Here is a 12,213-nt window from a genome sequence, read left to right as displayed (position 1 = left end):
GGAAATGAGCCTACCGAGATATATCTTTATGTAACATAATGTAACATAATTCAAAGCAATTTATTGAAAAACCAGACAATGCGTGCTGGACTTGCAAGACGGATCAGGCCATCATCTCAAAAAACAGATTTAGGAGATGATATGAGCGCAACCCAGGCCCAGGGCTCGCCCACCACAAATACCGGACAGGCATTTGGTACGAGTGGTTATCGAAACTACGTTCTGTTTTCATTGCTTGTTGTTTACACGCTCAACTTTATCGATCGCGCCTTGATTGGCGTTATCTCAGAACCAATCATTCAGGAATTTCAGCTCACGGACTTGCAGTTCGGCTTGCTTTCGGGCTTTGGATTTGCCCTGACCTATACGCTTTTCGGAATTCCGATCGCGCGGTTTGCAGAACAATATAACCGCGTTCGCATTATCGCATTCAGCGTCATCTTGTGGTCAGTCATGACCGCGCTATGCGGGCTCGCAGGAAGTTTTCTTGCGCTTTTGGTATTTCGTATTGGTGTAGGGATTGGTGAAGCAGGCTGCACACCGCCAGCCAATTCAATCATCGCAGACTATTTTCCGCCGCGAAGCCGGGCACGGGCACTCGCGATTTACGCAATGGGCGTGACGCTGGGCAGCGCGTTGGCTGCTGCTTTTGGCGGCCCTATTGCAGAAGCTTTTTCTTGGCGCGAAGCGTTCATAATATTGGGCCTTCCCGGGGTAGTCATTGGCCTGATCGTATTGTTCACGATTAAGGAGCCACCGCGGGGCTATTCTGACCCGCCGGGCACACCGCAGGTTGAGAAACTGGGTTTTGGTGAAACACTGAAAAGACTGAGCGGAAACCGCAGCTACTGGATCAACGCCTTGGCTGCGACGATTGTCGCCTTTGTTGGTTACGGGGTTTCCAGTTTCCAGGTGTCGTTCTTCGTTCGCGTGCATGAATTGAGTATCGCCGATGCCGCCCTCCAGCTGGTTCTTCCCGTATCGCTCGCAGCAGCGGCCGGAACCTTTGGAGGAGGATATGCGATCGAGAAGCTGAGTGGTCGCTTCGTCAACGCCGTGGCATGGGTCCCGGGCTGGTCGCTTATCCTGTCGCTGCCGCTCTATTGGATTGGCTTTTCAACAGACAGCCAGGCAACCGCCTTGGTGATGCTCATCGTTGCGGCATTCCTGCACTATACCTATCTGGGTTCACAATATACGATTGCGCAAGGCGTGGTCGATGTGAAAGCAAGAGCGACTGCAATCGCCATATTGCTATTCGTGGTCAACCTGATCGGATATGGTCTTGGTCCTCTGTTTGTTGGTGCGATAAGTGACTATTTGTCAGCATCCTATGTCAGTAGCAATGCCGCCTTGGGCAGCCAGATGACATTGGAACTTTGCAAGGGTACCGATGCAGACATATTGGCCGCTGGTAGCCAGGCCGTTCTGGAAGCATGTCGTCAGGTCACGGGCGAAGGGGTGCGCGATGCATTGCGCTTCACAGCCATGATTTACGGGCTTTCCGGCCTTGCCTATCTATGGCTCTGCAAGCATCTGCAAAAAGACCTGCTCGCCAAGATGAGCTAAGCGTCCAGAGTAAAATTCAAAAGAGTACCCTATGTCCAAGCCTGAACCCTGGCAGCTGTCAAAGGCGAGCTATCCCTTTTCCAATGTCACCCAGACGCGCTTTGGCGATATGGACCTGCTCGGCCATATCAACAATGTCGCGATGGCCGAACTGTTCGAGAATGGCCGGGTCCGTTTCAACCGGTCCATGGGCATGGAAAACCGCACAGAGGGCGACCGCTGGCTGATCGCTGCGGTTCAGATCAACTATCTGCGCGAGGCCCATTTTCCTGAGGATGCAGAGATTTGCAGCGGCATTGGCCGAATTGGCAATTCGTCCTGGGATATCTTGTCGGCCGCGTTCCAAGGCAATCACTGCGTTGCCACCTGCACCACGACATTGGTGCTGACCAACCCGGAGGGTGCCAAGGTGATTGACGGCGAATTCCGGGCGGTGCTCGAAGCCCAGATGGTACGGCGCGGCTAGGCTCTAGTCGTTAAAGTTGGCCGCGCGTTTCTGCATGAAGGCCATGACCGCTTCTTTCTGATTGGGCGCCCTGCCCACCTTGTCCTGCTCGACGCTTTCCATCATCAGGATCTCGTCTTCGTTCATGTCCGGCAGCTGGTTCATCAACCGCTTGGCGGCCTTGATCGCATCGGGATTCTTGCCCGCGATTTCCGCCGCCAGTTCCATTGCCTTTGCATGCGGATCATCGGCAAGATGCGAGACAAAGCCCAGCTCCTTGCCCTCTTCGCCAGAGAAAATCCGGTTGGTGTAGGTTAGCTCGCGCAAGATATCGTCCCGCACAAAGCTGCGCCAGGTCGAGTAGCTGCCCATATCCGGGATCAGGCCCCAGCGCATTTCCATAATCGACAATTTGGAATCCGGCGTGGCAATCCGGACATCCGCAGCCGAGGCAAATTGCAGGCCGCCGCCGACACAGGCGCCATGAATGGCCACGATTACCGGCGCGGGAAGCCGCCGCCATTGCAGCACGACATGCTGATATATATTCGCATTTCCATAGCTGCGGTCAACCAGACTGCCGGTCGTGCTCGACTGCGTGAAGCTGGCCATGTCCAGCCCCGCACAAAAGCCTTTGCCATTGCCCGACAGCACAATCGCCCGCACATCCTTCATCTCGGCAAGCTTGTCGGTCGCATCGATGATCGCATCAATCTGCTCGGGATCGAGCGCGTTCATCTTGTCCGGCCGGTTAAACCGGACATCGGCAATATGATTTTCAACCGAAATGGTGACGCGTTCTGACATGATTAGGCTCCCGTATTTCTGGGCTATGATTGGATTCGTTCAGTTATTCAATCGCCAGTTTAATCGCTCGATTAACCAACGGCAACTGATCATTGCCAAAATACATCCGTTCGCCACCTTGATAAGGCACAAAAATGCTGGGCGAGCCATAGGCGCCGCGAGCAATTGCTTCCTCGGTATTGGCGCGCAACCTGTCCTTCACCGCCTGTTCCTGCGTTCGCGCAACCAGCGCCTCACCGTCCATACCGATTTCATTGGCAATTGCCGCCAATACCGCCGGGTCATCCAGATTGCGCTGATCGGTATAATAAGCATTGAAAGCCGCAGTCGCGAATTCATGCAGCGCCGGTTGATCGTCTTCCAGCGCGCAACATGCGCGCATCGCGTGCACGGATTTCACCGGATGATGTTCGCTAGGAAAATTCATCGGCACACCGGCCAATGCCGCCCAGTCTTTCATCACCCGAAAGCTGTGCACGAATTTCGGATCATCGGGATTTTCGCGCGCGGCATAGACGCTCTGGTTCACGGCGTTGAACACTCCGCCGACGAGAAACGGCTTCCAGATAATGTCTGCGCCGTTTTCTTTGATGATCGGTTGGATATTGTGGAAGGCCAGACAGGTCCATGGGGACGAAAGATCGAAGTAAAATTCAACAGTATTCATGCTCATTCCTTTATTCCGAATAATGTCTTGCGCACTTCGGCATCATCCTGTGGATTGCGATTAATCTTGTCGCGACCCAGCGCCATACCGCGCCGCAATCCCTCACGTTGTTTCAGCGTCTCGTACCAGCGCTTCACGCTCGGAAAATCTGCCAGATCGATTTCCTGCCGCTTGTACGTTTGCACCCACGGGAAACAGGCCATGTCCGCAATGCTGTAATCCTCTCCCGCCAGATAATCATGACCCGCGAGCCGACCATCCATCACACCGAACAACCGTAGCACTTCATTGCGATAGCGCTCGGTGGCATAGGCAATACGATCCGGTGCGTAGAGTTTGAAATGCCCATGCTGCCCCATCATCGGGCCGAGCCCACCCATCTGCCACATCAACCATTCGGTTGCAGCAATCTGGCCGTGCAGATCGGCCGGCAGGAATTTCTCTGCCTTGTTCGCCAGATAGAGCAGAATCGCCCCCGTCTCGAAAACACTGACCGGTTCATCGCCTTCGATCGGATCATGATCGACTATCGCCGGTATCCGGTTATTGGGGCTGATTGCCAGAAACTCCGGTTCAAACTGCTCGCCAGCGCCAATATTCACCCATCTGACATTATAATCGAGCTCACATTCCTCCAGCATAACGCTGATTTTCCAGCCATTGGGCGTGGGAGCAAAATAAAGGTCGATCATTGCAGGTTACTCCACACAGAAAGGAGACAAATTATACGCGATATGGGGCTGAAATTCGATTGAGTCGAGCGATCTCGATGATGAATGGAACTCGGGAATCAGATAGGCGCATCACAGGCATGCTCCATGGTTGCACAAAAGCAGCCCTGCAGAACAGGAAATTTGTGGAAATTTGCATGTGGCAGGAGCCCTGCAGCATTTTGCTTTCGGAGCTTCTAATTGCGGGCGCAAAACGGAACATCGGTGTTTGGAGATGGTGATCACCGTGCTAGAAACACTAAATCTTGCTCGAACAACGCAAGATCAAGCGGGGGCAGGAAACCGAAAATGAAAAAATTGCTGAATGTTCTAAAATGGATCGCATTCCTGTTTCTTGGTATCGCGGTCTTCGTTGGAATATTGGCATGGTATCTTCACACCGATATTTCAAAAGAACGAAAAACCCGACTCCAAGATTCAGAGCATTATGTCGATGGTGCATTTGTAAATGAGGAACGTCAGGCCGAAAACGAGCTTGGCATGGATTTCCTTGGGGAACAGTTTTTTGGCGAGCAGCAGCGAGAACCGGAAGGTTCCGTTCCGGTAACTCCTATAGATGTCAGCGATTTGCAGAATAGTCCTCGACCGGGTCTTCGATCTACCTGGCTTGGGCATGCCAGCGTATTGGTGGAAATTGATGGTTATCGCATTTTGACCGACCCGGTGCTGTCGCAACGAGTCTCACCTTTCCAGTTTATCGGGCCCAAACGAACGCACAAAGCACCGCTTGAGCTGGAACAACTGACCGGTATTGATGCGGTGGTAATTTCCCACAATCACTATGATCATCTGGATGAAGCGACAGTCCGGCATTTGGCGACTCAAGGTACGAAATTTTTTGTTCCACTGGGGGTGGGACAATATCTTGAAGATTGGGACATTCCAGCACCCCAGGTGGTGGAGATGGAGTGGTGGCAAAGTGCCAATATCGGTGAACTGACAGTTATTGCTACGCCCAATAGACATTATTCAAGTCGCGGGCTGCTGGACAATAAAGCGACGCACTGGAGTTCTTGGGTAATTTCGGGAGGAGCTCACAAAGTTTTCTACAGCGGTGATAGTGGTTATTCTACACTTTTCGCCAAAATAGGAAAGCGGCTGGGTCCATTTGATTTGAATATTATAAAAGTGGGCGCTTACGGCCCCGGTCAGTCGTGGAGAGATATTCACATGACGCCAGAAGACGCTATCCAGGTCCATTTGGATGTGGGTGGCAAACGTCTTCTTCCGGTGCATTGGATGACGTTTAATCTGGCTCTTCATGATTGGGATGAGCCTATCGACCGCGCCCTGAAAGCTGCCACCGAACAGAAAGTTGAAATACTGACGCCGACTATTGGTGAGGTGGTTGAGGCAGATCAACCGCATGTGAACAAAAAATGGTGGCGGGATGTCGATTGACAATGCAGACGCCGGACTCCCTTTCCTCTGCCCGTGGCTAGGTAGTGAAATTTGGCTTGCCTAATGGGGGTTATTGCCTAACCACATTGCCAACTGAAAGCGATTGGGGATCGGAGGCTTGGCGTGAATGATACAAAAACCTTTGAGCCAGGCTGCACCAACAAACCGACCCAGGCACCGCCCACACCGGCAGAGGAAGCCGGTAAGATTGACATTAGTTTTTCGCAAGGTCTGGCCGCATTTCTGGCGGCTAATAATATCTCGATAGGTTTTACCTCTTACCAGACCGGTCGGCTTTATCTGGCCGGTCACGGGGCAAATGGAAGGCTGGCGTTGCACGAAGCCCTCTACCCCCAAGCCATGGGATTAACCGGTAATGCCGACCGCATTTATCTGGGCACGCTGACTCAGGTGGTTCGCCTGGAAAATGTGCTGGCGTCCGATCAGTTGGCAAATAATACACATGACAAAGTCTATGTTCCGCGGAATATGCAGACCACGGGCAATGTTGATATTCACGAAATCGGTATCCGCAAAAACGGTCATATTATCTTCGTAAACACGCGGCATAGCTGCCTGTGCGAACCCAGTGTAACGCACAGTTTCAAACCCATCTGGAAACCGGATTTCATCTCTAAACTGGTGCCAGAGGACCGCTGCCATCTCAATGGATTGGCGATGGTCGAAGGCGAACCCAAATATGTGAGCGCTGTTTGCCAATCCGATGTGGTTGATGGCTGGCGCGATCGCCGGCATGATGGTGGAGTTATCATTGATGTTGGCAGTAACAAAATCCTGACCGATGGGCTGTCCATGCCGCATAGCCCGCGCGTATATGATGGCAAGGTCTGGCTGTTAAACTCAGGCACGGGTGAACTGGGGTGGCTGGATCCCATCGATAACAGCTTCACGCCCTTTGCTTTCTTCCCCGGTTTTTTGAGAGGGCTGGCGTTTCACAATGAGCATGCCTTTGTGACATTATCCAAACCACGCCATGAACGTTTCGAAGGCCTGGAGCTCGACAACAGGATGAAAGAAAAGGGCGCTGACCCGTGGTGCGGCATTCAAATGATATCCTTGGGCAGCGGCAATATTGCTCAATGGTTGCGTTTCGACGGTGCGATTACGGAGCTGTTCGACATCTGCGTCTTACCCGGTGTGAAGAACCCCATAACTCTTGGTCCCAGCTCGGTAGAGATCAGGGACTTCATAACCATTGAAAACCCCGACAGGCCGATCTGAGCTGTTTTATTGCACCATTGTCGCGACCAAACACTCTGGTACCAAGCCGGAATAGATAACTCTAGACAAACGCATTGCGGTTTTGACATTACAGGTTCGTCCTGTTTCTATTGATATGCGGTCAAAATCTGCAAGTTGAAAAACGGAAAAGCCACAATGAAACTCTCTCTCCGCTCTGTATCGCTGCATCTTGCGCTGATTTCATCCTGCTTGTTTGCATCCGCCCCTGCCACAGCTCAAACACCGTTAAAGCGCGCGCTGAACGCAGCAGAAAACGGTCCAGCCTATTCCTATGATATCAGCTATGTGACGCGCGAAATGAATGCAGCTGGGCGGATCAATCCCAGCCGGCCAGCCGGCCAGCGGGTAAAAGTGTCCCGACCGGCAAAATCCACCTGGACCGATAAGTTCAAAAAAGCCGTCAAGGAAATCGAAAATAACGGTTATAAGGGCTTTTGGTGCAACGAGATGGCAAAAAGTATTCCGGCAAGCGCGCGGCTCGTCAGTCAAACCGCCACGACTGCGACCTACGCCTTCAAGCCGCTACCGGACCCGGAAGAAAAGGCCAGCAAGAAATTTGTCAAGCATCTGACCGGACGGGTCACAGTGGACAAAAAGGCTCCTGCAATATTAACCTACAGCCTGACGGCCTCGAAATCTTTCAAGCCAGTCATTTTTGCCCGTATTAATCAGTTTAATCTACAAACAAGTTGCGCCAGAGCGCCAGACGGGCGGACCTATGTAAAAAGCTCTAAAGTCGCGGTTTCGGGCTCCGCACTCGGCAAGAGTTTCGACGAAAAGACAACCCGAACGCATAGCAACCTGCGACAGGTGTCTCGTTAGAACAACATTAGGCCGGAAGATAGTCGATCGCCCGATAAACTTGCATAACTCATAAATTTAAGTATGATGTTATATCATTACAAAAATTTATCGGAGTAATAATCAAAACGGGAGAGAGATAAAATGCCAACTTATCGACCAAAGTTTCGCCAACATGGTATCCGCGCTTCCGACAGCCAGCCGATGTCGCAACTGAATATCACACCGCTCATTGACGTGCTTCTGGTCCTCTTGGTCATGCTGATGCTCTCCATTCCCATCGCTACCCACAAAGTCGAGATCGCCTTGCCACCGCCGATCCCTGGTACCGGTGAGCCGCCGAAGGTTAATGTTCTGCGCATAAACAATGCAGGACTAACTCTTTGGAATGGCCAAGCTGTAAATGAAACGCAGCTTAAATCGCGACTTGCGGGGATGATCAAGGATCCCGACAAGCCACAGCTCCATATGCAGACCGATGCCAATGCGCGCTATGAGGTATTTGATCACACCATAGCCACCGTCAAACGATCCGGTGTTCAGGCAATTGGATTTGTCGGAAACCGACAATTTGAAAAATGGGATAGCCACCTGAATTGACTCCCCCCTTCCGGGCTGACAGACTAGTTTTCCAATGGGAGACTGTGATGATTGGCCCGGAACTTTTTGACTTCCTGCGGGAACTGGAACAAAATAATGACCGCGAGTGGTTCAAGGCGCGCAAGAAACGCTATGAAGCGGAAGTCGTCGATCCGGTCACCGATTTCATCGTCAACATGGCACCACGTGTCGCCGCGATCAGCCCCCATATAGCAGTTGATCCCCGTCCCAATGGCGGCAGCCGTTTTCGCATTTATCGCGACACGCGTTTCTCGAAAGACAAGAGCCCCTATAAAACCCATGTCGGCTGCCAGTTTCGCCACGAAGCAGGCAAGGATGCTCATGCGCCTGGCTTTTATGTCCATCTCGGCCCGGGGGAAGTTTTCTTTGGCGGCGGTGTCTGGGGCCCACAGGGTGAAGCGCTACGCAATATCCGTCAGCGTATCATCGACAAGCCTGCCCGCTGGGAGGAAGCGATCGAAGACCTTGATCTTCGCGGTGATCAATTGGTGCGCGCACCCAAAGGTTTCGATCCCGACCATCCCTTGATCGACGACCTGCGCCGCAAAAGCTTTTTCAGCATGCAGGACGCCGATGAGAAGCTCGCGACATCAGCCAGGTTTGAGGACTCGGTTGAGGCGCAGTTTAAAAAGGTTGCGCCGCTTATGGGTTTTGTCGCCGATGCCATGGGCGTGGAGTTTTAGGCACTTTTCGCCAAAAGAAAATGAGTGGTGGTTGGCGATTTTAACGTTCCATCATCCTGCACATATTGGCGGACCGCATCGGTTAACTCGGCGATAATCGTCTCGATCAGTTCGTCCGCCGCATCATCTTCCGGATCGATGACCGGTTGTAACGCGCCATCGGCATCTGGACGGCCAAGAAAGATTACATCGAACAGCACAAAGTCCCGCACCGCTGGCAAAGTCGTGATCATCTCCCGGCGCTCAACCGCTTTTACATCCAGTCCGGCTTGCTCGGCGACCGACCGGATTTCTTCCGGATCGCCATAAGAGAACGGCGCGATCGGAACGATATCACTACCGATGTTGCGCGCCAATATGTCTTCGAAAGCGCCAAAGACCGGATTACCATCATGCGCCGAAGTCCAGACAGCAGCTCCCAAACGGCCCCCGGGCTTTAGCACCCGTGCCGCTTCACGCAATGCAAGCACTTTATCAGGGAAGAACTGCAACCCCTGCTGACATAGTGCCACATCAAAAATGTCCTCATCAAAGGGTAATTCGAGAGCACTCGCGACCTGAAACTTCGCACGCGGCGCATAATCTTTTTCCCGTTGCAGGGCTTTCGCCTTGGCGATCATTGGTGGTGCGACATCTATTGACGATATTGTTGCTACCTCAGGCAAATCAGAAAACTTGCGGGAAACAACACCCGTACCACAGGCAATATCGAGACAGGTGCCCGAGGCCGCAACAGCCTCGATAAGCGGATCGGCCCAAGGCATGAACAGCCCCTCCGATAGATAGCTTTCATATAGATCCGGCGGTGTTCGTCCCGCGATAAAGTCGCTTATCAATGACATTGTCGGCTCCCATCTCCCGTCCGTCATCTAACATATATGATATCGGGAAAACAGGCGCACCGACACCGGCGGTTTTCCTGCCGGATGATCCAAACAGTTTTGTCAGTCGCTCCTATCGCAACCCATGATAAACTCGCGGTTGTAGGAGAGTTACTATGGCCGTCGAGACCAAGAGAAGTTTTTGCCGTTTTTGTCATGCCAGCTGCGCAATGCTGGTGGATGTTGAGGATGAAAAGGTCGTTGCCGTGCGCGGTGACAAGGACGATCATCTATTCAACGGCTATACCTGCATCAAGGGCCGCCAGCTTACCGACATGCACAACCTGCCAGACCGGATGATCACCAGCAAAATTCGTCAGGAAGACGGTACTTTCAAGGACATTGCAACGGCAGACGCCTTGGCACTGGCCGGCGCGCAGATGAAAAAGATGGTCGAGGAACACGGCCCCCACAGCATAGCGGTCTATTGCGGCACCAATGCGTTTCAGAATAGCGCTGTGCTTGGTACATCTTACGCCTTTGCGCAGGGCATTGGCTCTCGCAACTGGTATACCAGTGTTACGGTTGACCAACCCGCCAAAGTGTTCACCACGGCCCGCTATGGCATGTGGATGGGTGGCGGTAATGCCTTTACGGAATCAGATGTTGCGATGTTTGTTGGTAACAATCCGATCGTCTCCCACTATTCCGGGGGCATGCCGACATCCTCGCCGTCTCGCGGCCTGCGCGATGCCAAGGAACGTGGTCTGAAGGTGATCGTTGCCGATCCGCGGGTCAGCGACATGGGGCGGCTGGCAGACGTTTACCTGCCCGTGAAACCGGGCGAAGACCCTGCCCTGCTCGCTGGCATGCTCAATGTCATCTTTGCCGAAAAACTCTATGACCGGAATTTCGTCGCCGCCCATGTTGATGGCGTCGAGGAACTGGAAGCCGCCGTCAAACCGATGACGCCTGATGTCGCGGCACAGCGTGCCGGTGTGGACAAGGAAGAGCTGGTCAAGGCCGCCCGCATGTTTGCCGGTGCCAATAAAGGCCGCGTTGTCACAGGGACAGGCCCGGAAATGGCGGGCAATGGCACATTGACCGAATATCTCGTAGCCTCACTCAATATCCTGTGCGCGCGTTTCAATCAGGAAGGCGATCGTGTTTCCGCCCCGATGGTTTTCAATCCGCTCAGCGGCATGCCCAAAAAAGCGCAAGTCGCGCCCCCCACCCCTATGTTCGGCGAAGGCTTTGCCAAATCCCGTATTCGTGGCTTGGGCATGTTGGGCAAGGAAATGCCTTGTAACGTGCTGGCCGATGAAATCCTCACCCCCGGTGAAGGCCAGATCAAGGCGCTAATCTCCATCGGCGGCAATCCCGAGATCGCCTTCCCCGATCAGCAAAAGGTCCGCCGCGCGCTCGATGAAGTTGAGCTGTTCATCCAGATTGACCCGTGGATGTCCGCCAGCGCCAAGCGCTCTGATATCATCCTGGCACCCAGTATGTGCCTGGAGCGCGAGGACATCAACAATGTCTCCGATGCATTCACGGAGGAAGCCTATGCCCACTATACCGAAGCGATGGTTCCGGCGCCCGGCGACACGATGGATGAGTATGAAATGCTCTGGTGGCTCGCCAAGCACATGGGCATAGAAATGAACTATCCCGGCGGCGCGGTATCGATGGACGAATGCCCCGACAAGGCGACCGTTCTTGACCTGATAACAGAAGGCTCGCTCCTGAAACCCAGCAAGGCGAAAGCGGATGCAGCGGCGCTGGAGCGCAAGGGCGCGGCGATCACATATGACGAGCTGCACCCGGTCGTTGGTCCCGCTGACCCGGACAGCGAAAACCGTTTTGATCTCAATGCCGGAGCCATGCCAAGTGAGCTGATCGACTATGCCGCCAATGACCCCGCAAAAGACGGCTTCGACTTCCGCCTGATTTCCCGCCGGTCGAAACATCGCTATAACAGCAACGGACACCCCTTCCCGAAACTGGTTGAAAAAATGCCGACTAATCCGGCCTTTATCAATCCCGACGACATGGCGAAGGCGGGGATCAGCGACGGCGCGATCATCGAAATCACCTCCCCCACTGCATCCATCTTCGGCATGGCCAAAGCAGACGAAAAAGTCCGCCCCGGCGTCATCTCTATGAGTCATGCCTTTGGCGACAGTGAGGCAGGCAAGGATGATGTGATGACCAAGGGCGGATCGACCAACCGGTTGATTGTCGACAATGATCATCTCGATCCGATTACCGGTCAGGCGGTGCAAAGCGCGATTCCAGTGCGGGTAAGTGCGGCTTGATTCACCAAGTCAGGAAATTGGAGTAGCCCTCTCTCGTTCCGGCCTTTAAAAAGTCTTCAATTGACAAGCGAACATCTGCTTGCAATAAA

Annotated in this window: 12 protein-coding genes; 8 read left to right on the top strand and 4 right to left on the bottom strand. The window is 53.2% G+C overall.

The genetic code is table 11. The annotated features are described in order from the left end of the window. The first annotated feature begins 141 nt into the window (after positions 1 to 141). Positions 142 to 1,569: an MFS transporter gene (locus tag DK507_RS12190; RefSeq protein WP_109356642.1), complete on the top strand. Its 1,428-nt coding sequence runs from the start codon at positions 142 to 144 to the stop codon at positions 1,567 to 1,569. Between the two features lie 31 nt (positions 1,570 to 1,600). Next, positions 1,601 to 2,035, top strand: a complete 435-nt coding sequence (locus DK507_RS12185; protein WP_109356641.1) for a thioesterase family protein — start codon at positions 1,601 to 1,603, stop codon at positions 2,033 to 2,035. 3 nt (positions 2,036 to 2,038) lie between these two features. On the opposite strand, the gene DK507_RS12180 is transcribed toward DK507_RS12185, so the two are convergent. Genes DK507_RS12180 through DK507_RS12170 form a run of 3 tightly spaced genes read right to left on the bottom strand, consistent with a single transcriptional unit; the run spans position 2,039 to position 4,180 of the window. Beyond that, positions 2,039 to 2,821 carry a crotonase/enoyl-CoA hydratase family protein gene (locus DK507_RS12180; RefSeq protein ID WP_109356640.1) on the bottom strand — a complete coding sequence of 261 codons (783 nt, stop codon included), beginning with the start codon at positions 2,819 to 2,821 and terminating at the stop codon, positions 2,039 to 2,041. A 43-nt stretch (positions 2,822 to 2,864) separates the two neighbouring features. Next, positions 2,865 to 3,488 (bottom strand): 2-hydroxychromene-2-carboxylate isomerase, encoded by a 624-nt coding sequence (locus DK507_RS12175; RefSeq protein WP_109356639.1) that lies wholly within the window; start codon positions 3,486 to 3,488, stop codon positions 2,865 to 2,867. Between the two features lie 2 nt (positions 3,489 to 3,490). Then, on the bottom strand, positions 3,491 to 4,180 hold the full coding sequence (locus DK507_RS12170; RefSeq protein ID WP_109356638.1) for a glutathione binding-like protein: 690 nt from the start codon (positions 4,178 to 4,180) through the stop codon (positions 3,491 to 3,493). 327 nt (positions 4,181 to 4,507) lie between these two features. On the opposite strand from DK507_RS12170, the gene DK507_RS12165 reads away from it, so the two are divergent. The 5 genes from DK507_RS12165 (at position 4,508) to DK507_RS12145 (ending at position 8,988) form a co-directional block, all read left to right on the top strand. Then, positions 4,508 to 5,620 (top strand): MBL fold metallo-hydrolase, encoded by a 1,113-nt coding sequence (locus tag DK507_RS12165; protein ID WP_109356637.1) that lies wholly within the window; start codon positions 4,508 to 4,510, stop codon positions 5,618 to 5,620. Between the two features lie 123 nt (positions 5,621 to 5,743). Continuing rightward, the gene (locus DK507_RS12160; protein WP_254054368.1) at positions 5,744 to 6,862 is read left to right on the top strand and encodes a TIGR03032 family protein; all 1,119 of its coding nucleotides are present in this window, start codon (positions 5,744 to 5,746) and stop codon (positions 6,860 to 6,862) included. A gap of 156 nt (positions 6,863 to 7,018) precedes the next feature. Then, entirely contained in the window at positions 7,019 to 7,705 is a 687-nt protein-coding gene (locus DK507_RS12155) for a hypothetical protein (RefSeq protein ID WP_109356636.1), read from the top strand. Positions 7,706 to 7,828: 123 nt separating this feature from the next. Then, positions 7,829 to 8,284 carry a biopolymer transporter ExbD gene (locus DK507_RS12150; RefSeq protein ID WP_109356635.1) on the top strand — a complete coding sequence of 152 codons (456 nt, stop codon included), beginning with the start codon at positions 7,829 to 7,831 and terminating at the stop codon, positions 8,282 to 8,284. Positions 8,285 to 8,331: 47 nt separating this feature from the next. Then, on the top strand, positions 8,332 to 8,988 hold the full coding sequence (locus DK507_RS12145; RefSeq protein ID WP_109356634.1) for a DUF2461 domain-containing protein: 657 nt from the start codon (positions 8,332 to 8,334) through the stop codon (positions 8,986 to 8,988). Here the strand turns inward: DK507_RS12145 and DK507_RS12140 are convergent. Next, positions 8,985 to 9,830, bottom strand: coding sequence for a class I SAM-dependent methyltransferase (locus DK507_RS12140; RefSeq protein WP_162559032.1), 846 nt, complete (start codon positions 9,828 to 9,830; stop codon positions 8,985 to 8,987). The genes DK507_RS12145 and DK507_RS12140 overlap by 4 nt on opposite strands. Positions 9,831 to 9,985: 155 nt before the next feature. On the opposite strand from DK507_RS12140, the gene DK507_RS12135 reads away from it, so the two are divergent. Next, on the top strand, positions 9,986 to 12,124 hold the full coding sequence (locus DK507_RS12135; RefSeq protein ID WP_109356632.1) for a molybdopterin-dependent oxidoreductase: 2,139 nt from the start codon (positions 9,986 to 9,988) through the stop codon (positions 12,122 to 12,124). Positions 12,125 to 12,213 lie beyond the last annotated feature (89 nt).

The sequence above is a fragment of the Sphingorhabdus sp. EL138 genome (assembly GCF_900258045.1).
Classification (GTDB): domain Bacteria; phylum Pseudomonadota; class Alphaproteobacteria; order Sphingomonadales; family Sphingomonadaceae; genus Parasphingorhabdus.
The sequence above is the reverse complement of the archived record's forward strand: the minus strand, read 5'-3'. Positions and strand labels throughout refer to the sequence as shown.